The following is a 26,656-nucleotide window of genomic DNA, read 5'->3' as shown; positions in this document are numbered from 1 at the left end:
CCCTTATTTGCTTGTTATGTTGTTTCCAACCAGCCGCCGGTATGGCGGCTTTTTTGTGTTTAATAAAAATGCACTATTAAAAAGGAACAACGAGACTTTACATGTTTTGTCCATGTCCGTATGGTTGTGTTAATTTTATGTAACCAAGGAATGTGCGATGAAACTTACCTTTTTATTGCTGATGATATTTTTTTGCCCTAAGTTATTGGCAAATAGTGCATTAGCTACCACCCAGATACTGACAGAGTACACGTCATTTACACAGCATGGCGATCATAGCTTTGTGGTTGATTTATTATCCGCTGATCCCTCAGCAAAACACACCCTCGAAGTTGAACTTGGCTGCGCAGCGCAAGGTTGTAGCGATTGGGATTATACGGTGCGCTTTGAATGGCACCAAGGCGGAAACCGCTACGAGCTGGGGCGCTTAATTACCCCTTATGCTGGATATATGCAACGCGGCATGCATGGGTTTGACCGAAATTGGCGGCGCACTTTCTCTTTTGATGTTTCTCATTTGGCACCAGTGCTGACAGGTGAAGGCAGTTTAAATGTGCATTATGGTGGCTGGGGCGCTAAAAAGAGTGCTTTTGGTATTGCTGTCAAGCTGGTTTCACAGCCAAACTATCACACCAGAGCGGTTAAACGTATCATTCCACTTTATGAGTCCGGCTCTGAAGGCTGGCCATATAAAACAGCACAAGACTTTGCTGCTTTATTGCCAGCTAAAAACGTCGCCTTTGAAGCCGGTGAGCAATCTGCTGAGATTAAAATGATCGTCACAGCACACGGCCATGCTTTGTCCTATGACAACCCTGAAGGAAAAGCTGAGTTATGTGGTGAATGGTGCGATAGATATTTTACCTTGCATCAAGATGGAAACTTAGTGGTTCAGCAAAACCTGTGGCGTGATGATTGCGACCAAAGTGCCACTTTCCCACAAGGTGGCACTTATTTATTTGCGCGTGCAAATTGGTGTCCAGGAGAAGCCGTTACACCTTTTAGCTATCCTGTTGATATATCTAATGTGAATTCAGAGTTTGACTTGAACTGGCAGGCATATAGTTGGGCACCTTCTCAATATGGTAAAGATGCACCGAGATATATCGTTAATGCGGTTTTAGTCACCTATGGCGAGCAGACCGTTGAAGAAGATATCGCACTCACCACCATCGTTAAACCAAATGCTGCCATGCCAGATCGCATTGGTTTGTCATGTGGTGAGATAGAGGTTGAAGTAGCAAACCAAGGAAATACAAAAATCAATGAACTGTGGTTTGACTATGATGTTGAGGGACAGCAAGCGAATCAACATTACTGGCAGGGTGAAATTGCAGCAGGTGATAAGAAACGCATTACATTTAGCGCTGAATTTTTGGGGATTTTTAACACAGAGCAAGCGAAGTTGAATGTAACTGTGCGAAGTACAGATGATCAAAAAATCGCGAATAACAGCCAAACAGTTCGGTTTAATCGCCCGATTGCGATTGATTCCAGTGCGGTTTTACGGCTGCTGACAGGCAAGCAGGGCGACGAAACCCGTGTTTCTTTAATCGACCGCACTCAATCGACAGTAAAACACTGGGATGAATTTAAAGATGCCAGTTGGCATGAGCTGCCTTTGGATGTGCCGGTGGGTTGCTATACCTTGAAAATCCAAGACAGTGCGCAAGATGGCCTTGCATTTCCATTTTTTAATCAGCGCAAGGGTAAAGGCGAAATCGTGTTACATCACAGTCATGCCACTGAATCAGCCGTAACGGTATTACAGCCTGACTTTGGTCGTGAGCTAGCTATTCCTGTTACCGTCGGCTACGAAATGGGAGGCTGTGCTGCAACAGCTTGGCAAGCTGACATGGCGTACAATAAAAAAGGACAACAAGTCGCTTATAAAGGTGTGATCTATCAAGCTCGACATTGGAGTTACAATTTTGAGCCTGATAGAGCAGGACCTTACGACCCTTGGCAAGCAGTAAGCTATTGTGATGGTAGTGCACTCTAAAACACGGGGTTATTCGTAGTAGGAGCGCATTTCTGGGTTGGTGTTGCTTAACAGATCGGCAATGCCAGCCCGAGTTTCTGCTGTTTTATTCTGACTTAATTTAAAGTTGCCAGATAAAGCTTCAAGTTTTACCTCGAAAAACAATAAGCTTTTACACATGGATTTTAGTCGCTTTTCTGGCACAGCTGTTAATTGCCAAGGATTACGCTTATCTTCAAAGGCTTGCAGTATATGTCCCATTACCTCTAGTTGCTTGTCATAATCTTCGATAGAAATGAGCTTCCCTTGACCTTGCACTGTCACATAATCCCAAGTTGGTAAGCCAAGGCCCTCTACTTGGTTAGGAGAGAGGTAGGTATCCGGTCCTCTAAATACAATATCCACGGTGGTTCCGACAAAGTGCTTTATGGGGTTTGAACCCGTCGCATGGCCAAAGAGTGTTTTTGACCCTTTGCAAAGGCTAACGGGTATATGGCAAATATGTGTTTGATCCTCACTTTTACAAAAAAAAGTGGCTAAGGGGAAGCGCTGAATTACATCAAAAAGCGCGCTATCTTGTTGTTGAACATACTCTTTGAATGGGTATTTCATAGCCAAGACTCTAGACGCTGCTTAATGTCGGGCCACATATCATCTGTGATGCTAAAACGGGCTGTATTTCTAAAACTGCCATCTGGTAGTTTTCTATTTTTCAGATGGATAGCTTCAAAGTGTGCACCTAGTCGAGCAATTGCGCTGCGCGATTTGTGATTTAGCTCATGTGTTTGAAATTCAATTCTGACTAATCCTAGTGTTTCAAAAGCATGTTTTAATAATAAGTATTTTGCATGTGTATTGATGTGGCTGCGCTGCCAGTCTAAGCCGATAAATGTATGGCCAATTTCGGCTTGAAGGTTGTGGGGATCTAGTCTAAATATGCGTGTATTACCAGTCACTTGGTTAGTTGCAATATCAATAATGGCAAAGACGAGCTGCTCCTGTGGGTCAAATTGAGCGGTTTGCTCAAACCAGTCTTTTAATATCTCAGGGCTTTGACAATAGTTGGTCGGGACCCAGCGCCAAAGCACCTTGGCTTCACCAACTTTTTGTAATGCATCAAGGTGTGCATGGGATAGGGGTTCTAAGCGCACTTTGTTAGAGCACAGTGATATCGGTTTTAACATACATTTCTCCTTAGGCAATGACGATACATAGTTGCTATGAATTAAGATTACGCTTTTGTGGTCAGGTTTAAACAACCAGATCTTAAAAACTGCCTATACCAGCTTGCTAGCAGGCTGAGATTTTTATACGCTCAATAACACTTAATATTGCTGCGATAAAATGATGTTTACAGGGCGCCCATTAGATAAAAAAAATAAAGCAAAACATATTCAAATGGCAGAGCAAGTGCGCTCAGCAATTCAAAGTGGCCACATTAAGCCCGGTGAAAAGTTACCCTCAGCACGGGCTTTAGGTCAGCTTTTTTCTGTGAATCGTCATACCGTGATGAATGCATTGCAAAACTTGGTTGCTGAAGGGTGGTTGGTGTCTGAGTTACGAAAAGGCTATAAGGTTAATAGTCAATTGCCTATTGTGCACAGCACACAAGTCCATGAACAAAACGTGACATTTGAGCCTGTCACGCCACAATTTGCTGCGGTTATCCCTAAACATCCATCACCGCCTTTAGATGAATATACCTATAATTTTGCTGGTGGATTGCCGGATATAACGCAGTTTCCATTTGATGAGTTCAGGCGCAGTATCAATAAGGTGTGTCGTAGTAGCAATGCCCATGCACTTCATTATCAAAATGTGGCTGGAGAGCCCGAATTACGTGCACAATTAAAAGCATATTTACGCAAAGCGCGAGGATTACCTTGTGATGATGTACTGGTTTGTAATGGCTCACAGGAAGCCTTGTTTTTAACAGCGCAAGCGTTTTTGAACCCAGGTGAAGGGGTTGCAATGGAGTTAATTGGTTACCCGCCAGCAAGGCAAGCTTTTATGGCAGCAGGTGGCGTGATTTACGATATTAAACAAGATGAGCAGGGCTTGTGTGTTGAAGCCTTGGCGGAATGTTTTGCCAGCTCGGCTATTCGCTTATTGTATTTAACACCTTTGCATCAATATCCCACCACACTCACTATGTCGGTTGCGAGAAGAATGGCGATATATAAGTTATGTGTGCAGCACGGTGTTTTTATCATAGAAGATGATTATGATCATGAGTTTCACTACCGCTGTCCTCCACTTCAGCCAATGGCTGCGAATGACCCCGCACAAATTGTGGTTTATCTCTCGACCTTTTCAAAAATCATGTTCGCGGGCGCAAGGTTAGGCTATGTCACCGCAGCACCCGCTGTACTTGAACAGCTGGTAGGACTAAAAAGGCTGATAAATCATAAGAATGACGTTTTGATGCAGCTTGCTATCGCTGATTGGATGGCAACGGGCAACTTTGAAAGGCACTTGCGTCGAATGACTAAACTATATCAACAGCGTTGCGACTTGATGGCACAAAAACTCGGTGAACTCAAAGCACAAGGGTTTGACATTGAATTTAAACAACCAGATGGTGGGATGGCATTTTGGGTTGATTTAAAACGAGATCTATCAGACTTACCTGCCAAGCTTGAGGAAGCAAAGATATTTGCCCACACTGAACAGGCGTTTTGCCACACTAAAATAGAGAGAGAAACGCATATACGACTTGGCTTTGCAGGACAAGAACCAGAGAGAATAACAGCAGGACTTGATGCGATTTTTGCGTTACTTTGAAGGGAAAAAAGGGTCCATGCCTAGACCCGGTATCGACATAGAATTGCATGTGTTTATAAAAGGGAATACTACTTTCTATCTGGCGCCCATGTGAGCTTGCCATTGATATTTGCGATATCATACTTGAGTCTGCTTTCAACCCAGCTACCATCTTCTTTTTGACATAATGCGATGATATAGCAATCTTCCTCGCCGGGAATGCCCTCAAAATGGATATTACGGCAGCTCGATTTATAAGATCCCGGGGGTGAAATGAACGACATATCTCAAGTACTCCATTTTTCTGTATATAACGACGTCATTAAGTTGACTTAACGACGTCACAACGTGATGTGAGGATTATATTGAGGTTGTGCCTGTATAAACATTACACATTATTACACAGCAATTAGGTGCGGGTTTAGGTATTGCTTACTGATTTGAGCTATGTATCTTTAATTTAGCCATCTCATCTTCAAATGTTACAACAAATACCTTATCAAATTCATCTTCTGCTATTTCGACATCTCGACCTGTTAAAAGCTTCACTAGAACGGGTGTGGTATTGCTATGGCCCGCAACGATGATTGTTCCCGCCTGCTTCTTTAACATATGTGCAAATTCATCAAGCCTACCAGGGTTGTATAGTGAAATGTGTGTGTCAATTAAATCTGCAAGAGGTGCCAATGTTGCTTTAGTGCGATTGTAATTGGTTGAATAAAGTTTAGTGGGCTCATAAGGCAGCATCATTTGCGCAATGATTTGAGCGCGTTTAATTCCCTGCTGAGTTAAACTTGGATCGACACCTTTTTGTTTTTCGGCATGGCGAACCAGTATGATATTTTCCGGCATCGCTATGCTTGAAAAGCTCAGCAAAAAAACGATTATTATAATAAGAGTACGCATCGGGCTTCCTGTCAGTTTTTCTATCTACTACTATATCTTGTTCTCGTTATAACTGCACCTTTAGTAGCTTACATCGATTGCTGCGCCATAAATTTATCGTATTACACCAACCTGTCCGCTGCGGACACATTTTCTGTCCGCGGACGCTTTTAAATAACAATAAAAATAAAAAGTGTCTAATATTCAGTGGTTTAATTTTGGCATGCTATTGGTATCACTTGATCCACTAGGATAAAGCGAGAGGCTAAGATGATTAAAGATACCAGTGGACAGGATCAATATGTGCCAGAGCGCAGAGTATTTTTTCAGCGCAAGTCAGTGGGGGGAGCTGCGATATTAATCGTGCTCCTATTAACATTTTTGTGGGTATTTATGTCGCCACAAGCGCAGCGTTCTGTAGACAAAGGGTTACTTGATATTGCAACTGTTGAAGTCGGTAAATTAACACGAGAAATTGGTGCTCATGGGCGAATAGTTGCAGCACATGCACCAACTGTATATAGCCCGGAAGTCGGCGTGACGACTTTGCATGTCAGCGCTGGTGATAACGTTAAAGTGGGGCAGCTTGTTGCACACATACACAGTCCAGAGCTGAGCAGTGAACTCAAACAGCAAGAGTCTGAACTATCACGTCTTGAAAGTGAGTGGCAGAGACAGCAACTAGAAGCGCGTCGTCAAGCGCTGACACTTGAGAAGTCTCTTGATTTGGCAAAAGTGTCCCTTGAAGCTGCTGAACGTGAAAACCGCCGTGCTCAGCTGTCAATTCAATCTAGCTTAATTAGCCAGATTGACTTAGAGCAAGCGCAAGACGATTACGCAAAAGCAAAAGTTAACTTCTCACATGCGCAAAAAGAAGCGGAAATAGGCAGCGATACACTCAAGTTTGAACTGGCTTCTGCGAAGAGCCGTTTTGAGAGACAAGCGCTGGTGGTAGAGGAAATAAAACGACGCGTCAACAATTTACAAGTGCGTGCAACGGTGGATGGCATCGTAGGTAATTTGCTGGTGCAAAATAAAGCCGCAGTTAGCCAAAACCAATCATTGATGACATTAGTTGACCTGTCCGCTTATGAAGCCGAACTGAGAGTACCAGAAAGTTATGCCAATGAGCTGGGGCTAGAAATGGCCGTGCTGATGCGAGTTGGGGCAACAGAGTTTGTTGGTGAACTGAGTGCTATCTCGCCTGAAGTGAGCGACCGTGAAGTCACCGCCAGAGTTAAGTTCACCAATCAAGATATTACAGGCATTCGCCAAAACCAGCGTGTGCATGCCCGTATTCAATTAGAAAATAAAGAAAACGTACTGAAAGTCAGGCGTGGCCCATTTTTAAATAATGGCGGCTATTTCGCTTATCGATTGCGCGACAATTTTGCTCAAAAGGTTGAAATATCAACAGGTTCAAGCAGTTTAAAAGACATTGAGATCATCACTGGTCTACAAGAAGGTGACGAAATCATCATCTCTGGCTATGATGCGTTCAGCAATGCTGACTCAGTGCTAATTAGATAAAAATAAAGGAAACATATCATGCTACACATGCAAAATATTGGAAAGTTATACCAAACTGAAATGGTTCAAACACAGGCACTGAGAGAGTTTAATTTAACCGTTGAAGAAGGCGAGTTTATTGCAGTTACTGGGCCATCAGGCTCTGGTAAAACAACGTTTTTGAATATTGCTGGTCTCTTAGAGCCTTACTCATCAGGTCAATATATCTTAGATGGCATTGATATCGGTAAACTCAATGATAATCAACGCTCAGATTTACGTAATCAAAAAATAGGGTTTATTTTTCAGGGTTTTAATTTAATTCCCGATCTGGATTTATTTGAAAACATTGAAGTGCCTCTACGCTATCGCGGCATTAAAGCAAAAGAGCGCAAAAAGCGTGTTGAACAATGCCTTGAGCAAGTGGGTTTAGCAGGTCGAGCGCGTCACTTACCTCAGCAGCTCTCTGGTGGTCAACAGCAGCGTGTTGCAATTGCACGTGCACTGGCAGGAGAGCCGCGATTTTTACTCGCCGATGAACCAACTGGTAATCTTGATAGCTTAATGGCTAGACAAGTCATGACATTGCTTGAAGAGTTAAATCAATCCGGTACCACCATTGTGATGGTGACGCACGACCAAGAGCTTGCACGAAGAACACCGCGAAATATCCAGATTGTAGATGGGCAGGTTGCTGATTTTACACTTTATCAAGGTGGACATGTGGCTCGCGAGGCAATCAACAAAACGGTAGGGGCTTAATATGTTGCTACACTATTGCGATCTGGCTTGGCGAAATATCAAGCAAACGCCGTTTGTCAGCATGTTGATGATTATCGCTATTGGCATTGGTATCGGCGTGACTATGACGACACTCTCCGTTTATCACATGATGAGTGCAGACCCTATTGCACACAAAAGTGAAAAATTACACGCTGTACAATTGCAAGTACTAGATGACGGTTATACATGGCGGACAGAAGATGACGTGCCTTTGCAGTTAACTTATCCGGATGCCAAATATTTACTTGAAAACTCACCACTGGAAAAACGGGTTGCGATGGTCAAGTCCGGCGCTGCTGTGCACATTGACAGACCTGACAGTGTGCCCTTTATACAGGGGTTACGGGTAACCAGTCGCCACTTTTTTGAAATGTTTGATGTGCCTTTTTTGCACGGCAATGTATGGAATGAGTCTCAAAGTGAGCAAGCTGCACTGGTTGCTGTGATAAGTGAAGATCTCGCAAACAGGCTGTTTGGAAAAACAGATGTGCTTGGAGAGTCAATTTATTTAGGTGAGCGCCTACATGAAGTGGTTGGCGTAACAAAAGCTTTTCAGCCCACAGTTAAGTTCTACGATGTAAATAATGATCCTTTTGAAGCATCGGAGCAAGTATTTGTGCCTTTTACTCATATCGAAGCGTACAAGGTGCCAAGCTGGGGCAATACCAATGGCTGGAAAAGTGAGGATATTGATTCATTTGAGGACTTTTTAAACTCAGAAAACGTTTGGTTGCAATTTTGGGTTGAGTTTGATTCAGAATCGCAAAAACGCATGTATGGGCAATTCGTCATGGAGTATATGACGGAGCAGCAAAAGCTTGGTCGATTTAACAGAAAGGAACTTGATTACAATCTCAAGACGGTACCACAGTGGCTGGAATATAACCATGTAGTCAGCTCAGACAATAAAATCCTTGTCGGTTTGAGCTTTATGTTTTTGGCTGTGTGCGTCGCCAATATTTTAGGTCTGTTGCTGGCAAAATTTATGAAACGCGCACCGGATGCAGGGGTTAGACGTGCACTTGGTGCCAGTAAAACACAGATATTTAGTCAGCATTTAGTTGAGGTCGCATTACTTGGACTGCTTGGCTCGATTGTAGGGGTATTGCTGGCCCAAGTTGGCCTTGCTGGCATTCGAGGTACTATGAATGGGTATGACTTAATCGCGATAATGGATTGGAAAATGCTATTGATTGCTCCAGTTATTTCCATCTTAGCTTGCTTAATTGCAGGGTTATTTCCAGCTTGGGTGGTGTGTAAAACCTCTCCAGCAACACATTTAAAAGTACAGTAAAGGAGTGCGAATATGTCAGAAATTAAACCGATATTAAGTGCATTAAAGCGCTCTAAAACGGGGGCGATATTACTGGTATTGCAAATCGCGATTACCCTTGCTCTGGTCAGTAATGCCATGTCGATTGTGTTCGACAGATTGGAAAAGATGAATCAGCACACGGGTTACGATGAGCAAAGTATTATTTCATACCTTGTTGTGACGTATGATAAACGCATTGATAAGGCAAAGCAATTTGATGAAGATATTCAAAAATTAAAAGAACTACCGGGTGTGATAGAGGCGTTGGCGGTGAGTTCGGTGCCATTGACTCGAAGCGGCGGGGCATGGACGCTTAGTACGGATCCTGATGAACTCAAAGGCAAGTCTGTGGACTCAGGGTACCTATATGGCAATCATACCTTGGTCGGTGCGCTGGGCCTTGAGATAAACGAAGGCCGTAACTTTACCGAAAACGATGTTGTTTATGATAGAAAAAAAGAGTATCCAACCGTTGCAATTGTAAGTAGAACTGTGGCCAATGCGCTATTTGGGGAAGGCAAGGGTTTAAACGAGACTTTATATAGTGGTAACAATGCAGCGAAGGTGATTGGCATTATTGATACCATTAAAAGTCAGTGGCCTAAATCCAATATTGCCGACAATTTGGTACTTTTACCATTGCAAGATAGCACGGCATATCAAAAGTTCATTGTCAAAACAACAGAGCATCAACGCGCAGAAGTCATGAATAAGATTGAACCTCTGCTATTGGAATTAAGTCGTGGACGCGTGGTCATGGATGTTAAAACGTTGGATAAATCAAAAGCCGATACCTATGCCAGTGATAGGTTGATGATCAAGATGCTTATCTCGATAGTGGTCTTTTTAGGGGTCATTACGGCACTCGGTATTTTTGGCCTAACACATTTTAATATCAGCAAGCGCACCAAACAGATAGGCACAAGGCGTGCGTTAGGCGCTCGAAAATCAACCATCTTCAAGCATTTTTTATTGGAGAATGTAGTGGTGACTTCGCTTGGTATGCTGATAGGTGTAATAGGGGCATTGTTACTTGGACGAAAGTTAATGGGTATTTATGATGTGCCACCTCTGGAGAGTATGTCTATTTTATTAACTGCAATTGCGATGATAGTGATGAGCTTAATTGCTGTGCTTGTACCAGCTCAGCGTGCGGCGAACATTTCGCCAAGTGTCGCGACACGCAGTATTTAGAGTAAAGACGGAGCGATATTATGTTACACTCATTGGGGTGTAACATAATAAAAATAAGCACATGGATAAAATACTGATCATTGATGATAATCCTGCGGTTTTGCAGTCATTGTCACTACTTTTTGAATTACACGACTATCAAGTTGCGCTTGCTTCATCTCCTTTTGAAGCAGAGCAAATTGTGCGTTACCAGCGCATTGATTTAGCCATTCAAGACATGAACTTTTCTGCGGATACGACCTCAGGTGAAGAAGGCAAAGCGCTGTTTTATCAGCTTCGCGCTATCAATCCTAATTTGCCCATTATTTTATTAACTGCGTGGACAGAGCTGGAGATGGCTATTTCCTTAGTTAAGGCAGGCGCTGCTGACTATCTTGCAAAGCCTTGGAATGACGAAAAGCTGCTGATAAGCGTTGCTAACCTCATCGCACTTGGAAAAGCCAGCCAAGATAGTCAACAGCTGCACCGTCAAGAGCAAGAGCGATCAGACTTTAACGCAGATGCGCATCTATGCGGCTTAATTTATAAAAGCGTTGCGATGCAGCGCGCTGTTGAAATGGCACTGCAAGTGGCCAAGTCGGATGTATCGGTGCTTATTACGGGCGCAAATGGCAGTGGTAAAGAAAAGGTAGCCGAAATAATTCAGGCAAACTCTCGACTAGCCAATCAGCCTTTTATTCGCGTAAACGCTGGGGCTTTACCTGATAGCCTGATTGAAGCTGAATTATTTGGCGCAGAAGCGGGCGCTTATACGGGAGCGAATAAGCAGCGCATAGGTCGATTTGAAGCGGCCGATGGCGGTACGTTATTCCTAGATGAGATTGGTAACTTACCGCTCTCAGGTCAAATGAAGCTGCTTCGTGTGCTGCAAACCGGCGAGTTTGAGCGGCTTGGTTCGGTTGAAACACGCAAAGTAAATGTACGCGTTATATCGGCAACCAATGCGCAATTATTGAATGATATTGCCGCTGGGCGTTTTCGTGAAGATTTATATTATCGCTTAAATGTGATTGAAATTAACTTACCAAATTTAAAGCAAAGAACCGATGACATCCTTCCCTTGGTGCACCATTTTTTACCACAGAGGGCATTGTCATTGAGTGCAGAAAAAGCGCTTTGTGCGCACAGCTGGCCGGGAAATGTGAGAGAACTTGAAAATGCCTGTAAGCGTGCAGGTGTATTAAAGCCGCAAGGCGAGTTAGATGCGGTGGATTTTGGGCTTACTCAAGTTCAGACACAGACTGCGCAGATACATAATCACGAGCCTTCAAAGCAAGAATTACAGCAGGCAATGCATCAATGCGAAGGAGTGATAGCCAAGGTAGCGAGACAGTTTGGTATGAGTCGCCAAGCTTTATATCGGCGTTTGCAAAAGCACGGAATTGACTATTAATGGAAAATACCCAAAAGGTGTTAACTAAAAAAGCCTGTATTGCCATTGCCATAAGCACGCTATTGGCGAGCTTACCCGTGGCATTTTTTGTTTCTTGGTCAATGTGGTTTTTGACTGCTGTGTCTAGCTGGATACTTACCTGTGTATTGTTACGTTTATTTTTTAGCTCATTCTTGCAAGCACTCGATGCACTTCAGATTGGTCTTTTGAACTTTAAAGATGGTGACTTTTCAAATCAATTAGCTTACCAGTCAAAAGACAGCTTTGGGGACTTGTGTCGCTTATACAATGAAACCGCGAAGCAATTACGAAACGAAAAACAGTGGCTCTATCAACGAGAGATGATGTTGGACAAAATGCTGCAAAGTGCACCGCAAGCGCTGCTCTTAGTGGATGAAAATGAAACCGTGGTGTTTGCTAATCCTAGCGCTCAAAAGCTCATGGCGAGCTCAACAGCATTAGAGGGGAAGTCGATAAAAAGTCTTTGTCCAGAGACCCCGAGAGAGATCATTCATGCGATAGAGCAGGGGATCGATGGGTTAGTGAGTGTCACCCCTTCATCTGGCGAGGAGCAAATGTGGCACAGCACAGTGGGTAAGCTTTTATTAAATAATCAGCCCCATAATTTGTTTATTTTTAAGCATCTAACAAAAGAGTTAAACCGCCAAGAAGTGGCGGTATGGAAAAAGGTCATACGTGTTATCAGTCATGAGTTGAACAACTTTTTGGGGCCAATTTCATCCATGCTGCACAGTGGTAAAATTATTGCCAATAAGCTTGATGAAGCGCGACTCAATCGCGTGTTCAGCACGATTGATGAACGCATTGAGCACTTATGTGATTTTATCCAAGGCTATGGCACATTTGCAAAGTTGCCTGCGCCACAGATAAACCCCGTTGTACTCGCCCCTTTATTGGACGCACTGAAAATGCAGTGGTCCTTTACTGTGTCGTGTGATGTTGAGGTGATTTCAGCAGATAAAGGGCAGCTAGAGCAATTACTGATTAACTTATTAAAAAATGCCCATGAGTCTGGGACTGATATTGGCGCGATAGCACTGAGTGTTAATCCAACCAACGAAGGCATTAAAATTACGATATCAGATAGAGGCCCGGGCATGAGTGAAGCTGTGTTGACCAATGCACTGCTGCCGTTTTATTCAACCAAGTCCAGTGGAACGGGACTGGGATTGGCGTTATGCAGAGAAATTACCGATGCGCATAACGGCCAGATCTTTATCCGCAATAGAGCAAAAGGCGGACTCAAAGTTGAGGTTGTTTTTCCTTATTAAGATTGTGTACTTTTCTCAAGATTAGTTGCATCTAATGTTTCACATCCTCTACTTTGCTCAAGCCAAGAGAGTGTGTTTTGAGTCATAACAACGGTACCAGAAACCACAAGACTCGCAGCGGAGACGATGCCAGCACCGGCCATCACCATGGCACACGCTCTGCCTGAGCAATTTCCAAGCGAAGCCATTTGCTCTGTGCTTAAAACATGTTTGCGTTTAGTAATATGGCATTGCTCGTCATAATATTGCACCTCCTTTGATACGAATATACAGCCTGACAATAAACTTAACATCAGAATGGGTAGTAGCAATTTATACATGGTGTTTTCCTTAAATTTTTAGCCAAGATATATGTATTAGCTGCCATTTAAAAGTTAAATTTTGTAATGAAACGTTGAGGCATGGAATATGGCTAGATAGTGTACAGATATAGTGTGCAGAGATAGTGAACACTATCTTTGCACAGGATAAGAAGGTAGTTTGTTTTACTTATAACACGTTAACGTGGCGGGTCGATATGCGCAGCGGTACTGGCATTAACTCTAAACCACCCCGCAATTGAATATCTGGATTTATTGGCCGCTAACACTTCATGAGGAAATTCGTCACTTAAAAAAGTCACCAATGTACCTTGCTTTGGCAAAACACGGCACAGTTCTTTGTCATGATCTTCAGCTTGATAAATGACCAATTCGCCACCGTCATCATTACACCAGTCTTCATTAAGATAAAAGACCGTTGTGAGAACTCGGTTAGCTTTGCCTTTAAATGCATCGAGATGCTTCTTGTAAAAGGCACCTTGCTGATAATGTGCAAAGTGACTTTCATAGCTGAAGAGGCCCATGAATAAACGGCGGTTTAAGTAGTTTTTTAATTCATCCATCGCATCTAGGTAGCCGGCCTCTTGCGCATTGCCTCTTTCAAGCCAACGAATTTTATCTCGTCTGATCTGAGCATTTTTTTCGTGGTCACTTTGACGACCAATCCCTGCAGTTTGAAAAGTATCTTCTTCTAAACTTGCAATGCGTTCGTTGAGCGCTTGAATAATTTTGGGGTCAACGGCATTTTCGATAATGCTTAAGCCAGTTGAGCGCAAATCATCGGCTATTTGCGCATATATGTTTTCAATGTCAAAGTCAGACAATTCACACCTCCAGATAATGAGGTGGTTTTTTACCTAATCAAGCTTAAAAAGGCAAGCGTATCTTACCATTAGGCTTATAAACCTTGATTTTGCGCACAGGCATTAACAAATGCAGCAATAAGAGGAGAGCGTTTGTCACTTAATGCTGCGCGCTCAGGCTGGAAAAGTGTGGCAATAAAAAACGGGTGTATTGTCAATTCTACAGCGCGAACTTCAGTTGTATCGTCGTCTGCTGATGCAACTAAAGGGCCTTGAAGTAGGGCTTCACGAAAAGCTGTATTTAAACCGTAGCGACAGCGATACCCTTCATGAATACTTGGTGTGCCATAAATGCTAGCCAATTGACTGTGCTCAAATAGATTGATTTGCTCAGTTGTTTCAACTAATGCGCAGCTAAGTGGCGAGATGACTTGCCTGCTCGCATCTGGTTCCGACTCACCATGTGCAGCATCCGACCAACCAATGACATTTCTCGCGTATTCAACTACCACATGCTGAAAACCACCGCATGTACCAAGGAATGGTAGTAAGTTTTCTCTTGCATAGCGTATAGCCATAAGTGCGCCATCTGGATCGGCGTATGGGGTTTTAGGAACGCACCAAATGCCATCAAATTGCGATAGATCTGTGTCTTTAACCTTATCAGTACCAAGCCAAGTGGCTGTTACTTTGAGCTTGAGGTCCTCAGCTGCGATATCTAAAGAGAGTGGGATCCCTTGATGAGCAGGTACAGAAGGGTCAAAATCTCCAATTAAAACGAGGGATAGTTCTTTCATCTCTTTTCCTTAAGCTTGGGCTTATTTTTGGTATTTTTATTTTTGTGTATAGGCAAAATCATCCAGTTTTGCCTATCGATATTTTGGGTAATACAGTTTATTAGTCGTAAAGTTGTTATGTATGTAATCAGTATTATGATCTTAATAAACGCTGCACTATGCGCTCGCTGGCATTTTCTACCAAATCTAGTACTAACTCGAATCCATCACCTTGACCATAGTAAGGGTCGGGCACTTCTTGTTGTTCAGCGTTTGCATATTCTAAAAATAGATGTAACTTGTTTGTATGCTCTGAGGGACAAACAGCTTTTAAATCTGATAAGTTTTGCTTGTCGGCGCACAGGATAAGATCGAATGCTGCAAAGTCGTTTTGTGTAACTTGTCTAGAGTGAATGTTGGCAAAATTATAGCCTCGCTTTTCACCTGCTTGCACACTGCGTTTGTCTGGCGCATTGCCTTGGTGGTAATTGATGGTTCCAGCAGAGTCAATTTCAAGATTGAGATTATGTACATCCGCTTTGGCTTTTAAGACGGCTTCCATTGTTGGAGAGCGGCAAATATTTCCCATACAAACAACTAGGATATTTTGAACAGTACTATGTGTGGCCATGGTATTCGCCTATCAATATTGAGCTATCACTTTAAACAGACTAATAAACTAACATTCTCAACTGAGCAATAAAAGTAGGTGTGAGATAAATTCATCACAATACTAAATATTTAATATAATTATGGGTTTGTATTAAATTCTTGCGTGTTGGTGGTTGGTTTTTATACTTTGACCCTTGCATAAAACTAAATCTAGCACACTTAATTTATTTATCTTAAAAAAGTCATACATAATAATATGTTGTTTATTAATAGAGAAAAGCTTGGATGATTTACTGCGTTGTAGATAAAAACGGGGCCGCTTTGGAGCGTGGAGCTGGCATGGTGCCTTGGTGGAGCTTTACTAAAAGTGTCATTGCCACACTAGTAATGCGTTTAACTGCGACTGGGCAAATAAAATTGGATGACTTTTATCCGGACAAGCCTTTCACATATAAACAATTATTGAATCATAGTGCTGGCTTGGGAGATTACTCTTTTTTGCCTGAGTATCATCGTGCAGTTGCTAATAGTGACAAGCCTTGGCCGATAGAACTGCTGTTAGAAAAGGTTGATGTGGACGCACTACGGTATTCGCCTGGAGAGGGCTGGTGCTATTCGAATATTGGATATTTATTGTTACGCCAGCAATTAGAGCTACTTTATGATTTGGAGTTTGCGACATTAATTCATGATCTTTTAGTTAAAGATCTGGGTTTAAACAGTGCGCACGTCGTAAAAGATAAGCAGGCTTTTATGCTGCTAGAAGGCGGTGTTAATGGTTACGATCCCAACTGGTGTTACCATGGTTTGATAGCCGGTACGGTGAAAGATGCGGCATTGTTTTTACATTACTTACTCAATGGAGATATTGTGAGCACTCAAGCGCTTGCGCAAATGCAGTCTATGCAGCCATTGAATGTCGATGTGGGCAAGCGCCCTTGGACTCATCCGGCAATTGGGTTGGGGCTAATGTGCAATGATGATAATAGTCTCGATACTGTGGGGCATACAGGAATGGGGCCGGGGAGTGTCATTGCGGTGCATCACTTTAAGCAGCAGAGTCCTAAAACCATAGCCGTATTTACGCAAGGGCAAGATCAAGCAGAGGTTGAAAATAAAGCTGTGCAGCTTGCTATAAATGGGCTTTAAGTGAGTAACTCAAGTAACATGTGCCGCAGTAAATTAGTGCGACACATGGTTTTTATTCTGCATATGGGTTTTGCTTTTGTGACTCGGTATGTTGTTTAATTGCAAGAGCTAGATTGTAAGCACTTGGCATGCCGGAGTAATATTGGCTGATAGTCGCGATATCATAGAGCGTATTCACGGTTAAACCAACATGCAATGATGTACCAACATGAAAACTCAATTGGGGCTGGGCATTGCCAAGTGCAGTGAGGCAGCTGACTGTCACTAACTGCTTTTCTCTAATTGTGAGTGCTGGGTGGGAAAAAGCATCACCAAATAAAGGGTATGTTGTGGCGATTAGCTGAGGTGCAGCATCTCCAAACACAGCGTTTATGACTTGATAGCCTTTTGGGTCAAGCTTTTTATAGTATTTTTTCCCAACCGCATGGCGTATGTTCAATGTATCTTTTGGCAATTTTATCTGCGCTTTTTGTATTTTCTTCGGTAAACCCTCTATGATCGCTTCTATTTTTGGAAACCCCACATAACTGGTTAGCTGGGCAAGCAATGAAATTATTTGTTGAGGGGTCAAAGTTTTGGTGTTCAGTGCCGCTTGAATTGTTGTCACAGCGAGTTGCTTTTGATTAGCGCCGATTAATAATGCAATAGAGGCAAGAGACTGCTCTTTTTTTGACAATTGCGTATGTTTAAAGACATCTCGATACGCGCGTTGGCTGATATTATTCATGTTTTGCGCTTGTGCACTGGTTATCATGAATAGGAAAAAAAGCGTCATTAACAGTGGTTTTGTCATTAGAATATTCCTTTAACGTTGACCTGCAATGGCATAACCGCCATCGACAGTAATGGATTGACCCGTGATGTTCACAGCTGCATCGCTCAGTAAAAATGCGACAGTATTAGCAACGTCCAGGCAGGAACCTAAGCAACCTCTGGGGTGCTGGTTTGCAAACTTCTGAAGTACTGTCTCGTCATGATTAAATGCTTTTCGTGTCATTTGAGTATCAATACCTCCAGGGTTGATATTATTGATCCGTATCCCGTATTGACTTAACTCAAGAGCCGCTGGGCGAATAAAAGCGTCTAGTGCACCTTTACTCGCTGAGTAGCTGGTTGACCCGATCAGCCCACCATTTGCAAGCCAAGAAGAGGTATTGACGATAACGCCGCCATTTTGCTGCTCTTTAAAGTAGCGAGCTTGAGCTTGTACAGCGAGCCATATAGATTTGGTATTTGTGGTTAAAGTGCGGTCAAAGTCGGCTTCTGATTGATCTAGTAACGGAGCGAAATTTCCGATAGTGCCTACATTATTAAAAGCACCGTCAAACCGGCCATACTTTGCAACCGTTTGATCGATTGCTTGGTGGTGTACGTTGTGCTGATTAATATCGGCGACGAGATAACTTGCGTCATCCGTGTAGGGTTTGATCATCTCTAACGTTTGTAATAGCTCATTTTCACGTCTTGCCAAAATAGTCACTTTGGCGCCCAGTTTGGCAAGCAAAACCGCCGTTGCTTGTCCAATACCTGCACTTGCGCCAGTAACTAAAAATGCATGTTCTTTAATTCCTTCTAGCATGTTTTTACCTATTTGTTTGAAGTCGTATGCACTTTACAATAGATTGGTGTGAGGATAATCACCGTGTGATAAGGAAGAGAATTGCATGACACGCTATAATCAAGATGAAGGCTTACTGGGTCTTTACAGTACATTTGTGACCACAGCGCAAGCAGGTAGCTTTGTAACTGCAGCTCAGCTTTTAGAGTTATCGCCATCGACACTTGGGCGCAGGATAAAAAAGCTTGAATCTATATTAAAAACCCAGCTATTTACGCGTACAACAAGACAAGTCAATATCACAGAAGCTGGACAGCGATATTTTGAGGCTTACTCTGGTGTGCTGTCTCAATTGGACTCTATCGAGCAAGATATGGCGAGCGAAAATAGTGAGCCAAGAGGCACTTTGCGAGTCAGTATTCCCAATACATTTGGACGTTTGCATATCAGTCCATATTTGGGAGAATTTTTACGTTGTTATCCCAAACTTAAATTAGAGCTTATTCAAAAGGATAACTTTGAGGACTTAATGCAGCAGAATATTGATGTTGCAATAAGGATTGGAACCTTAAGTAACTCAAGTTTACGTGCTAAACGGATCGCCCCTAATATACGACGCTTGGTTGCCTCGCCTGATTATTTAGCACAAGCAGGCGTTCCTCAGTGGCCTGCCGATTTACAAAACCATCAATGTTTACATTTCTCGCATTTATCTCAAGGCAAAAAGTGGCAATTAACGAAAGACAAGGTCACGAGAAAAGTCGAGATTACACCCACACTCATGTGTGATGATGCGTCAGCATTATTGGCTGCGGCGGTAGATGGTTCTGGTATCGCACTGCTTGCAGACTTTATTACCTATTCCTATTTACAAAAAGGGACGCTCGTTGAAGTGTTACCGCAGTGGAAATTAAATCAATCTGATATTTATGCCGTTTATCCAAACACAGGGTTTCTCGCACAAAAATCACGCGTATTTATAGATTTCTTTGCGCAAAAAATTTCAGCAGCACTGTTGCTTTGAGTGAAAGTCTCTTTCAAATTTAGAGAAGTAGAAAACAAGCCATTAATAGCTTGTATGAATGGCAGGCGCGTTTTTTATTCACAATCAATATAAATTAATTGTAATTTTTATGTAATCATTGTGTTTTCTAGTAAAGGTTGAAATGAAGGAAACATGATGAAGCATATATTATTAGTATCAGGATTATTACTGTCTTTTGCAGCAAGTGCGCAAGTAAGAGTATCTGTTGATCCAACAGAATGTCAGCAGGTTGGGGGGTATGGAGAGATTGCTTTTGAAGAGGCGGGTGTGACAAACGACTCCTTGACTCATGATTTAACGATCCGATGTCCTATTCGCAACCAAGTCGGTTTAAAGTTTCAGGGGTTAGATATTTGGCACCAACCTCACCGTACGGTGTATTGTAGTTTAGTTCGCAGATATTGGTCACATTATGCAACTAAGCCCACTTTATTAAAGAAAGATTTTACCCTATCTAGCTATCCAGGGTTTTTATATCAGTCTGTCTCTGCAAGTACGATTGGTGACAGTAATAGAGATGTGGGCACAGCTTACAGTTTAGAATGTCGTTTAAGTAAAAAAGTGGGTAATCAACAAACTTATATAGGTGCGTATACGGTTAATTTTAGTTAATTAGATAGGCTGTGCTCGATTGTGGCACAGCCATTTTAATGTTTTACTCAATGAGATAAATATCTTGCATGTGTTGATTCTAATTCCACATATTGATCGATAATAACCAGACAGCGAATACTTTGGTTAAAGCGGACAAGCTCACATGCTAAGCAAGCAATACTCTTCAACCCATCCAAGGCTTTTTTTCTTATTTTTAATTCTCTTTGGCTTTGCACTAGTTTGATTAGCGTATCTGCTGCGGTTTCTAAAAAGCAATCATCATCAGAGTCGTCGAAGACGGGACAGTGATCAAAGCAGTAATTGCATACTTCCACCATACGGTTAATTGATACTCTATTTGCACTTGGTTGTTGTAATATTTTGAGACTAATTTTAAATGCATCATGATAGCAGTTAGCTGCTTTTTCTTGATGGCCAAACAGGTAAGCGGTTTGAGCACTGTCTATCAAACGATTGTATTTTATTGTTAATGAATTTGAGCTTGTAGATGAGACCAGTGTAAGTAATTGTGCAGACATGTTTATCCTTTATTCAATAAAGCAGTGAATTTGCCTCTCGTATCGATTTGTACAAATGATAATGAAAATAAGTATCACTTGCAAATGAGCGGGTTGGACATATTTGCCTTGCTTAACCTTTTCAGAAGTATAAAATCCAGCTCCACTCATTTATAAAAGGAAATCCCATGAGTAAAGTAGTCCGTGTCGGGGTTGGTGTTATCATCAAACGAGGTAATCAAGTTTTATTGGGTGAGCGCATTGGGGCTCATGGCGCAAATACTTGGGCAACACCAGGTGGTCATTTGGAATTTGGCGAAAGTATTGAGATTTGCGCAGCGCGTGAGGTACTTGAGGAGACCGGATTAACGGTTGTGGATGTCAAACAAGTTGGTTTCACTAATGATATTTTTGAGCATGAAGATAAACATTACATCACAATATTTGTCGAGGCGCGATGTGATGAAGGAGATGCGCAAATTTTAGAACCGCATAAATGTAAGCAGTGGCAGTGGTTCACATGGGATAATTTACCACAACCGTTATTTATTCCGATGGTGAATTTAATCAAAGAAAACCCCGAACTTTCAATTTCATAAAGTTAGTTTTTATTCCTTGAAAAAATAATTATAAATTATTTATTTTATTGCACAGTGTTTGCACAATCAGCTCCTATAGTTAAAAAAACAGCAATAGTTAACCATATTTGGTGACGACAGTTTCTTTCTCTATGGGAGTGTTGATATGAAGCAAGGTTCAATTGTTCATAACATATCTGTACTTACGGCAAGTGCGACTATGTTAATGTTGGCAGGGTGTGGCTCCAGTAGTAGTGATAACACACAAATTGAGTCAACTACACAGCAAAGTGTGAATAACACGACAGATACCAGTACATCTGGTAGCTCGAATAGCACTTCAGATACCAGCAGCAACACTTCAACATCAGACACGACAAGTGGTACCAGCACTGACAATTCAGGCGACACGAGTGGCAACACGGATAGTTCAGATGATGTTGATAATGGGACCGCTGCGACATCAGGTTCAACTGACGGTGTGTTATGTGATTATTTCTATAATGAGTTTAATGACTCTGCATCGGTCCAAGCGACAAGTAATGCAGATTGGAATTGCACAGGTAGTGCAAGAATATTAACAGCAAATGGTATTCCTGACCACCAAACAGGTACTTTCCCAAATCCAGGCAACCCTAATACGATCAGTGAAACGTCAGTGTCGGTCAGCTACTCGCTGACACCAACAAAAACTGAGACCACTTCAACGCTCGGTGGCCCAAGAGGTGCAACGGGTTATGTTTTGAATGGTGTAAAAATTGATGCCAATACAGCTGGCTCCTGTGATGACTCTGGCAATGATTGTTCACTAGTGGGGAATACAGGAAACTGGAGCATTGAGGCATTGGGTCAAACGAGCTTTGATTTTGGTACCGATGATAATAACGCTCATGTGCAACCGGATGGCTCATATCATTACCATGGTATGCCAGAAGGGGTTATAGCACTTCGCGGTGGTTCAGACACCACCATGACATTAATTGGTTGGGCGGCAGATGGCTTTCCAATTTATGCGCGATATGGTTATAGCGATGCTGATGATGCACAGTCCGCGCTCAAAGTGATCACAGGTAGCTATCAACTGGTTGAAAATGTCAGCAGCAATCGACCATCTACCTCAGTTTATGCGTTAGGCACCTTTGCACAAGATTGGGAATACGTAGCGGGTAGTGGAGATCTAGACGAGTGTAATGGGCGTTTTGGTGTAACACCTGAATTTCCTGAAGGCATTTATCATTACTATGCAACGGACAGTTATCCATATTTTCAGCGTTGTGTGAAAGGTGAAATATAAAAGAGGTAGATGTAATGACTTACTTTAAAAATCACTTTTGGTGTATTTGTTTTTTGGTGTTCAGCGTGTCTGCTAATGCACACCTTATGGTCGCTGAGCGTGGTACGCTTAACTTCGATGAAACAGGTGTTTATACCGTGATATCGCTATCGGCATCTAACTTTTTAGCGGCGGATACAGATAAAGATAGACACCTGTCTTTCACTGAGTTTAAGCAGGCAAAAGAGACTATTTTCAAGCAAGTACTGGCTGGCATTTATATGCAACAGGGTGAGCAAATCCAGTATTTGGAGGGATTGATGTTGTCTCCTCAAGCGTCTCACCATGGCAATGGCCGTGAGATAGACCAAATTATCGTTATGGGGAAGTTTATCAATGTGGATCACACAAAGAACCTGTCATTCCATAATGTTTTTTACGGTGATAATGCCCTTAGCTCTGTTGAAATAACAGCGAAATATAAACGGTTAGGACTGAAAAAAGCATTTGTTCTAACCTCGAAAAAACAAGGTGAGAGAGTATTTTAGCCTAACTTAATGGTGAGCAGATGCAATTATGGTGATTGAGCCTGCTCACCAGCCAAGATCACATCTAGACGCTTTAACTCATTGTTGTCGAATAAGTTATGTTTGAGAGTAGTGATTCTTTCATTGTGCTGTTCAAGTGGGGCTTGCGCCACAATCGCTTGGCGAGCTTGCTTGTAGTGTTTAATTCTGTCTAGCCATTGTTGTTGCTTAGATTGTAATGCAACAAGTCGCTGGGCCGCCTCATCACCAAAGTTTGCACTAAATTGGTTATGGTCCATTGCATGCCAATTGTTTTTGAGTTCAATGAAGCGCTGCGATGACTCAATTATCTGTCGCTGCGCGTCTGGCAGTTGAGAGGTATGTGCATCGAGTAGTGATTTGCGCATGTCATCACTGAGTGTTTTGTCAGAGAGAATGTGCCAACGTGCTAAAGTATGCACGTGCCAGCTGTTTTCATCTTGAAACCATGCATTGATAACCTGCTGAGAAAAGTATTTTTTTTGCAAGGCCGTTAAAGCATCAAAGCGTTCATGTATGTTTAAAAGTGGGTCTAATTCCGTGAGCGCCACTTTATAATGCATGTAATCATGGGCGAGTGACTGCAAGCAAGCTGGCAGCTGATGAATAAACTGAGGCCAGCTTTCAACTTGCTGTTTATGCTGCAAGGTAATTAACCAATCGTCAATGTATGCTTTGTGTGACTTTGTCACTGTGCTGCATATTGGTATGTGGTTTGAGCTAACAGGAACCTTGGTTGTTGCACGTGTTTTAGGTTTTTGAACAGTAGGATAGTGCAGTACGATTTGCTCAGCGCTTTGTGTGTTGGTATTGAAGTGCCACATAACTAAGGCGCATAGCGCCCCAGCAATCGTCAACGCTAACAGATGTTTTCCTTTCACAGGTTGAGCCCTTTTAAGCGAATGATATGTTGTCTGTATAAAGTTAACGGATCAGTTTCAAATAGATGGTGGATCCCTATGGTTTGATTGACTTGATCTAGATGGTTCATCTTAAAATCATTGCCTATGACTTGCCCTAAATTGCTCGAGCAGGCTGACACCAGTCCATCATTCGGCTCGTCAAAAACCTGTGAGATAAATGCCAAAGGGATATCGGCGGGGTCAAACACATTGGTCCATGCTTTAGCGCCACTCCAAGAAAAATAATAAACACCATTGTGCTCAAGTATGTTGCCTTGAGCACAATATTGGTTTGGTACGCCTTCAGGGTATTTTTGGTTAAATGCAAGGGTGCCTTCTGTGGTTAATGCTTCAAGTGCTTGTAAAGCATCTTTAGGTGCAGTGGCTTTTCCTGACAGCAGATCAATTAATCCGGCCAATGCATTGGCGAGCGATGCCAAAAACTGCTCAGAGAAAGAACCTCGGTCAACACCGCCTCTAACGACATCGGCAAATCGACTCCCCCAATTTACACCGCCAATACTGGTTACCGATGCAACCCACTGTGGTTTTACTGATGCCACATAGCGGATCGTTTGTGCACCTTGGCTGTGGCCGATTAAATTGACTTTGTCTTTACCCGTTAGTGCCCTGATCAAAGCGACTTGCTCAAGCAGTTGCTCACCTCTCAATTCTGAGTTATGAGCAGAGGAGACTTCTGCGACGAATACATTGCCACCTTCTTGTTGAATGATTGAGGGGACTCGATAAAAGTAATCAACACCGAGCAAGTTATCGAATCCAAATAAGCCATGTACCAGCACCACTGGGTATTCGAGGGTATCACGGCTATAAGCTAAGTGTGTAAAGCAAGACGTAAAGCCTAAAATGAGAATCAGAATGAACCTTTTCATGTATATGCTCCAATTGTTACAGTTTAGTAACATTAAAACTAGAGCAAGTACTTCAGAGATCAAGTGTGAAGGTTAAAAAATAGACAGAATATTGAGTTTGATGCGTATTTATATAAGCAGTTTTTACTTTAAGTTGTTGATATAAATTAGGTTAATAAAAGGGTAACTTCTGGTACATGCAATTATAGTTATAGGTGGTGATGAGCTTTGAACTGGGGGCAAACTGTCTTGATAGCAATTTGCCTGTCTGCATGATTAAGCATGTGTATTGGTACCATACTGATAGTGTTCAATTTTCTTAAGCAATGCTTCATGATTGTTCACCACATCAGAATTGGCCGGGTGCTGTGATTTTACATAAGCGAGGTCCTCACGCATTTGCTCTATCACGTTAAATGATTTGGTGTTAGCGTCATTTAACGTGGTACCGCCCAGTTGACCATCATGTTTAATAAGGCCATAACGACCGGTTAAAAATGCCATTTCACCCATGGTCAAATACCCTGATTGATAAAGTGTAGTTGCCGCCTCACTTTGCTCTTTTAAGGTCATATTGGTGAAATCAAATGCGCGTTCAGGGCGGTTTGTACTTGTTGATTGCGTTATTTGGTCGGTATTTTGTACGGGCGTTGTTAACGTACTTTGCCGTGTTGGCGCATATGTGTGTGCTGTATTTTGAATTTGCATATTCTGTCCTTGCATTTGCTTTGCTTTAAATTTAAGCAATTCACATTCCAAAAATATGAGGTGAATAAAAAAGAGCCGATTGGCTCTTTTTTAAAAGGTTATACTGCTTGGTGAGGGCCAAACACCTCGTAAAGAATACGGCTATCGTCAACACCCAAATCAATTAATTGGGTTTTTATAAACGCCATGAATGCGCTTGGCCCACAAAGGTAAAATTCACCGGTTTCTAATGGTAATTCAGAAGATATTTCAGCTAGATACATTCTACCCTCGCGGTGCTCGTTGGCATTATTCTCTATCCAATAATGGCTTTGCAGAGAGGAAATTTGCGGTTTGAAAGCTTCTACATTGTCATAAAATGCGTGCTCAGCATGCGTACGTGCCGCATGCAAGAACCAGCATGGTGTGTTTGATACGTTTGATTTGATTGTTTGCAGCATCGCCATCATTGGTGTGATCCCGACACCTGCACTGATCAATACCTTAGGTGCATCTGACGCTAACAGGACAAAATCACCAGCAGGAGGGTATGCGTCTATTTCGTCGCCTTCCTTAAGAGTGTGTAAATAGTTTGAAACCAGCCCCTCTTTTTTAACTGAAATACGATAATGATCGCTTTGACATGATTGCGACAATGAGTATTGTCTGATCTGACGATTTTCAGATCCTTGAATCTCACAATCAACGGCAAGGTATTGCCCCGCTTGATAGCTAGCCACAGGTCGTTTATCTAGGGGCGTTAGATAAAAACTCTTGATAACCTCTGACTCTTGTACAATCTTGGTAATTTCAAAGCGGCGACGACCGCGCCAGCCTCCAGATTTATGTTCATTATTTTGATAAATTGCTTCTTCTTGAGTGATGAATAAGTCAGCCAAAGCACCATAAGCTTGGGCCCAAGCATCAATGATCTCTGGTGTACATTCATTGGGAAACATTTCTTCTAATGTAGCCAATAGGTGGGTACCTACAATGGGGTAATGCTCAGGTAAAATGTTTAAACTGGCGTGTTTATGATTGATGCGCTCAATAGCCTGCGCCAATACCGCGGGATTATCTATGTAGGTTGCATAAGCCGCCAGTGCATTGAATAACGCAAACTGTTGTTTGCCAGTTTTTTGATTACTGATATTAAAGACATCTAATAACTCAGGGTTATGACTAAACATACGTTTATAAAAGTGATCAGTGACCGCAGGGCCAGCATTAGCAAGCAGAGGAATGGTGTCCTTGACCAGTTTAATTGTTTGAGTTGATAACATAGGTA

General features: G+C 42.3%; 29 protein-coding genes. 14 read left to right on the top strand and 15 right to left on the bottom strand.

All coding sequences use genetic code 11. The features are described 5' to 3' along the window. Positions 1-157: 157 nt before the first annotated feature. A complete protein-coding gene (locus AC2CZC_RS20045) occupies positions 158-2,002 on the top strand; it encodes a peptide-N-glycosidase F-related protein (RefSeq protein ID WP_484583133.1) in 1,845 nt (614 codons plus the stop codon). Positions 2,003-2,011: 9 nt separating this feature from the next. Here AC2CZC_RS20045 and AC2CZC_RS20040 read toward each other — a convergent pair whose 3' ends face one another. Together AC2CZC_RS20040 and AC2CZC_RS20035 are read right to left on the bottom strand one after the other, a co-directional pair. Next, on the bottom strand, positions 2,012-2,593 hold the full coding sequence (locus tag AC2CZC_RS20040; protein WP_484583132.1) for an FMN-binding negative transcriptional regulator: 582 nt from the start codon (positions 2,591-2,593) through the stop codon (positions 2,012-2,014). After that, the gene (locus AC2CZC_RS20035; protein ID WP_484583131.1) at positions 2,590-3,165 is read right to left on the bottom strand and encodes a GNAT family N-acetyltransferase; all 576 of its coding nucleotides are present in this window, start codon (positions 3,163-3,165) and stop codon (positions 2,590-2,592) included. Before AC2CZC_RS20035 ends, AC2CZC_RS20040 begins: the two co-directional genes overlap by 4 nt. 163 nt (positions 3,166-3,328) lie before the next feature. Between AC2CZC_RS20035 and pdxR the strand changes: the two genes are divergently transcribed. Further along, complete coding sequence (gene pdxR, locus AC2CZC_RS20030; RefSeq protein WP_484584909.1) at positions 3,329-4,765, top strand: MocR-like pyridoxine biosynthesis transcription factor PdxR; 1,437 nt, start codon at positions 3,329-3,331, stop codon at positions 4,763-4,765. 68 nt (positions 4,766-4,833) lie between these two features. On the opposite strand, the gene AC2CZC_RS20025 is transcribed toward pdxR, so the two are convergent. Together AC2CZC_RS20025 and AC2CZC_RS20020 are read right to left on the bottom strand one after the other, a co-directional pair. Beyond that, positions 4,834-5,028 carry a CVNH domain-containing protein gene (locus tag AC2CZC_RS20025; protein ID WP_039609201.1) on the bottom strand — a complete coding sequence of 65 codons (195 nt, stop codon included), beginning with the start codon at positions 5,026-5,028 and terminating at the stop codon, positions 4,834-4,836. Positions 5,029-5,176: 148 nt separating this feature from the next. After that, positions 5,177-5,650 (bottom strand): SixA phosphatase family protein, encoded by a 474-nt coding sequence (locus AC2CZC_RS20020; protein WP_484583130.1) that lies wholly within the window; start codon positions 5,648-5,650, stop codon positions 5,177-5,179. Positions 5,651-5,899: 249 nt separating this feature from the next. On the opposite strand from AC2CZC_RS20020, the gene AC2CZC_RS20015 reads away from it, so the two are divergent. From AC2CZC_RS20015 to AC2CZC_RS19990, 6 genes are all read left to right on the top strand, one after another. After that, entirely contained in the window at positions 5,900-7,159 is a 1,260-nt protein-coding gene (locus AC2CZC_RS20015) for an efflux RND transporter periplasmic adaptor subunit (RefSeq protein WP_484583129.1), read from the top strand. An 18-nt stretch (positions 7,160-7,177) separates the two neighbouring features. After that, positions 7,178-7,900, top strand: a complete 723-nt coding sequence (locus AC2CZC_RS20010; RefSeq protein WP_484583128.1) for an ABC transporter ATP-binding protein — start codon at positions 7,178-7,180, stop codon at positions 7,898-7,900. Between the two features lies 1 nt (position 7,901). Next, positions 7,902-9,215 carry an ABC transporter permease gene (locus AC2CZC_RS20005; protein ID WP_484583127.1) on the top strand — a complete coding sequence of 438 codons (1,314 nt, stop codon included), beginning with the start codon at positions 7,902-7,904 and terminating at the stop codon, positions 9,213-9,215. A 12-nt stretch (positions 9,216-9,227) separates the two neighbouring features. After that, positions 9,228-10,430, top strand: a complete 1,203-nt coding sequence (locus AC2CZC_RS20000; protein ID WP_484583126.1) for an ABC transporter permease — start codon at positions 9,228-9,230, stop codon at positions 10,428-10,430. 61 nt (positions 10,431-10,491) lie between these two features. Continuing rightward, positions 10,492-11,823: a sigma-54-dependent transcriptional regulator gene (locus tag AC2CZC_RS19995; protein WP_484583125.1), complete on the top strand. Its 1,332-nt coding sequence runs from the start codon at positions 10,492-10,494 to the stop codon at positions 11,821-11,823. Further along, a complete protein-coding gene (locus AC2CZC_RS19990) occupies positions 11,823-13,115 on the top strand; it encodes a sensor histidine kinase (RefSeq protein ID WP_484583124.1) in 1,293 nt (430 codons plus the stop codon). Before AC2CZC_RS19995 ends, AC2CZC_RS19990 begins: the two co-directional genes overlap by 1 nt. On the opposite strand, the gene AC2CZC_RS19985 is transcribed toward AC2CZC_RS19990, so the two are convergent. The 4 genes from AC2CZC_RS19985 to AC2CZC_RS19970 all read right to left on the bottom strand — a co-directional run bounded on the left by AC2CZC_RS19985 (position 13,112) and on the right by AC2CZC_RS19970 (position 15,645). Beyond that, entirely contained in the window at positions 13,112-13,435 is a 324-nt protein-coding gene (locus tag AC2CZC_RS19985) for a hypothetical protein (RefSeq protein ID WP_063362636.1), read from the bottom strand. The two genes, AC2CZC_RS19990 and AC2CZC_RS19985, sit on opposite strands and share 4 nt — an antisense overlap. 179 nt (positions 13,436-13,614) lie before the next feature. After that, on the bottom strand, positions 13,615-14,259 hold the full coding sequence (locus tag AC2CZC_RS19980) for a 2OG-Fe(II) oxygenase (protein WP_484583123.1): 645 nt from the start codon (positions 14,257-14,259) through the stop codon (positions 13,615-13,617). Between the two features lie 74 nt (positions 14,260-14,333). Further along, positions 14,334-15,035 carry a CTP synthase C-terminal region-related (seleno)protein gene (locus AC2CZC_RS19975; protein ID WP_484583122.1) on the bottom strand — a complete coding sequence of 234 codons (702 nt, stop codon included), beginning with the start codon at positions 15,033-15,035 and terminating at the stop codon, positions 14,334-14,336. Between the two features lie 133 nt (positions 15,036-15,168). Further along, positions 15,169-15,645: a low molecular weight protein-tyrosine-phosphatase gene (locus tag AC2CZC_RS19970; protein ID WP_484583121.1), complete on the bottom strand. Its 477-nt coding sequence runs from the start codon at positions 15,643-15,645 to the stop codon at positions 15,169-15,171. 266 nt (positions 15,646-15,911) lie between these two features. On the opposite strand from AC2CZC_RS19970, the gene AC2CZC_RS19965 reads away from it, so the two are divergent. Then, the gene (locus tag AC2CZC_RS19965) at positions 15,912-16,775 is read left to right on the top strand and encodes a serine hydrolase domain-containing protein (protein WP_484583120.1); all 864 of its coding nucleotides are present in this window, start codon (positions 15,912-15,914) and stop codon (positions 16,773-16,775) included. 52 nt (positions 16,776-16,827) lie between these two features. Here the strand turns inward: AC2CZC_RS19965 and AC2CZC_RS19960 are convergent, their stop codons facing one another. Together AC2CZC_RS19960 and AC2CZC_RS19955 are read right to left on the bottom strand one after the other, a co-directional pair. After that, entirely contained in the window at positions 16,828-17,568 is a 741-nt protein-coding gene (locus AC2CZC_RS19960; RefSeq protein ID WP_484583119.1) for a carboxymuconolactone decarboxylase family protein, read from the bottom strand. A 12-nt stretch (positions 17,569-17,580) separates the two neighbouring features. Further along, positions 17,581-18,354, bottom strand: coding sequence for an SDR family NAD(P)-dependent oxidoreductase (locus AC2CZC_RS19955; RefSeq protein ID WP_484583118.1), 774 nt, complete (start codon positions 18,352-18,354; stop codon positions 17,581-17,583). An 85-nt stretch (positions 18,355-18,439) separates the two neighbouring features. Between AC2CZC_RS19955 and AC2CZC_RS19950 the strand changes: the two genes are divergently transcribed. Further along, complete coding sequence (locus tag AC2CZC_RS19950) at positions 18,440-19,357, top strand: LysR family transcriptional regulator (RefSeq protein WP_484583117.1); 918 nt, start codon at positions 18,440-18,442, stop codon at positions 19,355-19,357. 153 nt (positions 19,358-19,510) lie between these two features. After that, a complete protein-coding gene (locus AC2CZC_RS19945) occupies positions 19,511-19,990 on the top strand; it encodes a hypothetical protein (protein WP_484583116.1) in 480 nt (159 codons plus the stop codon). A gap of 47 nt (positions 19,991-20,037) precedes the next feature. Here the strand turns inward: AC2CZC_RS19945 and AC2CZC_RS19940 are convergent, their stop codons facing one another. Further along, on the bottom strand, positions 20,038-20,511 hold the full coding sequence (locus AC2CZC_RS19940) for a hypothetical protein (RefSeq protein ID WP_484583115.1): 474 nt from the start codon (positions 20,509-20,511) through the stop codon (positions 20,038-20,040). Positions 20,512-20,678: 167 nt separating this feature from the next. Here AC2CZC_RS19940 and AC2CZC_RS19935 point away from each other — a divergent pair, with 167 nt between their 5' ends. The 3 genes from AC2CZC_RS19935 to AC2CZC_RS19925 all read left to right on the top strand — a co-directional run bounded on the left by AC2CZC_RS19935 (position 20,679) and on the right by AC2CZC_RS19925 (position 22,889). Beyond that, positions 20,679-21,089 (top strand): nucleotide triphosphate diphosphatase NUDT15, encoded by a 411-nt coding sequence (locus AC2CZC_RS19935; RefSeq protein ID WP_484583114.1) that lies wholly within the window; start codon positions 20,679-20,681, stop codon positions 21,087-21,089. A 145-nt stretch (positions 21,090-21,234) separates the two neighbouring features. Further along, positions 21,235-22,362 carry a YHYH protein gene (locus tag AC2CZC_RS19930; RefSeq protein ID WP_484583113.1) on the top strand — a complete coding sequence of 376 codons (1,128 nt, stop codon included), beginning with the start codon at positions 21,235-21,237 and terminating at the stop codon, positions 22,360-22,362. 65 nt (positions 22,363-22,427) lie between these two features. Beyond that, positions 22,428-22,889, top strand: coding sequence for a hypothetical protein (locus AC2CZC_RS19925; RefSeq protein ID WP_484583112.1), 462 nt, complete (start codon positions 22,428-22,430; stop codon positions 22,887-22,889). Between the two features lie 26 nt (positions 22,890-22,915). Here AC2CZC_RS19925 and AC2CZC_RS19920 read toward each other — a convergent pair whose 3' ends face one another. The 4 genes from AC2CZC_RS19920 to hmpA all read right to left on the bottom strand — a co-directional run bounded on the left by AC2CZC_RS19920 (position 22,916) and on the right by hmpA (position 26,651). Further along, a complete protein-coding gene (locus AC2CZC_RS19920; protein WP_484583111.1) occupies positions 22,916-23,788 on the bottom strand; it encodes a lipase secretion chaperone in 873 nt (290 codons plus the stop codon). After that, complete coding sequence (locus AC2CZC_RS19915; protein ID WP_484583110.1) at positions 23,785-24,702, bottom strand: esterase/lipase family protein; 918 nt, start codon at positions 24,700-24,702, stop codon at positions 23,785-23,787. The genes AC2CZC_RS19920 and AC2CZC_RS19915 overlap by 4 nt, the downstream gene beginning before the upstream one ends. A gap of 255 nt (positions 24,703-24,957) precedes the next feature. Then, complete coding sequence (locus AC2CZC_RS19910) at positions 24,958-25,389, bottom strand: hypothetical protein (protein WP_484583109.1); 432 nt, start codon at positions 25,387-25,389, stop codon at positions 24,958-24,960. A gap of 98 nt (positions 25,390-25,487) precedes the next feature. Further along, entirely contained in the window at positions 25,488-26,651 is a 1,164-nt protein-coding gene (gene hmpA / locus AC2CZC_RS19905) for an NO-inducible flavohemoprotein (RefSeq protein WP_484583108.1), read from the bottom strand. Positions 26,652-26,656: the final 5 nt, after the last annotated feature.

The sequence above is a fragment of the Pseudoalteromonas sp. MMG033 genome (genome assembly GCF_057197785.1).
This window is presented reverse-complemented; position numbering and strand designations above follow the sequence as displayed.

Coding starts and splice junctions, on each gene's coding strand:
- AC2CZC_RS20045 (WP_484583133.1), top strand. CDS start 158: ATGAAACTTACCTTTTTATTGCTGATGATATTTTTTTGCCCTAAGTTA.
- AC2CZC_RS20040 (WP_484583132.1), bottom strand. CDS start 2,593: ATGAAATACCCATTCAAAGAGTATGTTCAACAACAAGATAGCGCGCTT.
- AC2CZC_RS20035 (WP_484583131.1), bottom strand. CDS start 3,165: ATGTTAAAACCGATATCACTGTGCTCTAACAAAGTGCGCTTAGAACCC.
- pdxR (WP_484584909.1), top strand. CDS start 3,329: ATGTTTACAGGGCGCCCATTAGATAAAAAAAATAAAGCAAAACATATT.
- AC2CZC_RS20025 (WP_039609201.1), bottom strand. CDS start 5,028: ATGTCGTTCATTTCACCCCCGGGATCTTATAAATCGAGCTGCCGTAAT.
- AC2CZC_RS20020 (WP_484583130.1), bottom strand. CDS start 5,650: ATGCGTACTCTTATTATAATAATCGTTTTTTTGCTGAGCTTTTCAAGC.
- AC2CZC_RS20015 (WP_484583129.1), top strand. CDS start 5,900: ATGATTAAAGATACCAGTGGACAGGATCAATATGTGCCAGAGCGCAGA.
- AC2CZC_RS20010 (WP_484583128.1), top strand. CDS start 7,178: ATGCTACACATGCAAAATATTGGAAAGTTATACCAAACTGAAATGGTT.
- AC2CZC_RS20005 (WP_484583127.1), top strand. CDS start 7,902: ATGTTGCTACACTATTGCGATCTGGCTTGGCGAAATATCAAGCAAACG.
- AC2CZC_RS20000 (WP_484583126.1), top strand. CDS start 9,228: ATGTCAGAAATTAAACCGATATTAAGTGCATTAAAGCGCTCTAAAACG.
- AC2CZC_RS19995 (WP_484583125.1), top strand. CDS start 10,492: ATGGATAAAATACTGATCATTGATGATAATCCTGCGGTTTTGCAGTCA.
- AC2CZC_RS19990 (WP_484583124.1), top strand. CDS start 11,823: ATGGAAAATACCCAAAAGGTGTTAACTAAAAAAGCCTGTATTGCCATT.
- AC2CZC_RS19985 (WP_063362636.1), bottom strand. CDS start 13,435: ATGTATAAATTGCTACTACCCATTCTGATGTTAAGTTTATTGTCAGGC.
- AC2CZC_RS19975 (WP_484583122.1), bottom strand. CDS start 15,035: ATGAAAGAACTATCCCTCGTTTTAATTGGAGATTTTGACCCTTCTGTA.
- AC2CZC_RS19970 (WP_484583121.1), bottom strand. CDS start 15,645: ATGGCCACACATAGTACTGTTCAAAATATCCTAGTTGTTTGTATGGGA.
- AC2CZC_RS19965 (WP_484583120.1), top strand. CDS start 15,912: ATGATTTACTGCGTTGTAGATAAAAACGGGGCCGCTTTGGAGCGTGGA.
- AC2CZC_RS19960 (WP_484583119.1), bottom strand. CDS start 17,568: ATGACAAAACCACTGTTAATGACGCTTTTTTTCCTATTCATGATAACC.
- AC2CZC_RS19955 (WP_484583118.1), bottom strand. CDS start 18,354: ATGCTAGAAGGAATTAAAGAACATGCATTTTTAGTTACTGGCGCAAGT.
- AC2CZC_RS19950 (WP_484583117.1), top strand. CDS start 18,440: ATGACACGCTATAATCAAGATGAAGGCTTACTGGGTCTTTACAGTACA.
- AC2CZC_RS19945 (WP_484583116.1), top strand. CDS start 19,511: ATGATGAAGCATATATTATTAGTATCAGGATTATTACTGTCTTTTGCA.
- AC2CZC_RS19940 (WP_484583115.1), bottom strand. CDS start 20,511: ATGTCTGCACAATTACTTACACTGGTCTCATCTACAAGCTCAAATTCA.
- AC2CZC_RS19935 (WP_484583114.1), top strand. CDS start 20,679: ATGAGTAAAGTAGTCCGTGTCGGGGTTGGTGTTATCATCAAACGAGGT.
- AC2CZC_RS19930 (WP_484583113.1), top strand. CDS start 21,235: ATGAAGCAAGGTTCAATTGTTCATAACATATCTGTACTTACGGCAAGT.
- AC2CZC_RS19915 (WP_484583110.1), bottom strand. CDS start 24,702: ATGAAAAGGTTCATTCTGATTCTCATTTTAGGCTTTACGTCTTGCTTT.
- AC2CZC_RS19910 (WP_484583109.1), bottom strand. CDS start 25,389: ATGCAAATTCAAAATACAGCACACACATATGCGCCAACACGGCAAAGT.
- hmpA (WP_484583108.1), bottom strand. CDS start 26,651: ATGTTATCAACTCAAACAATTAAACTGGTCAAGGACACCATTCCTCTG.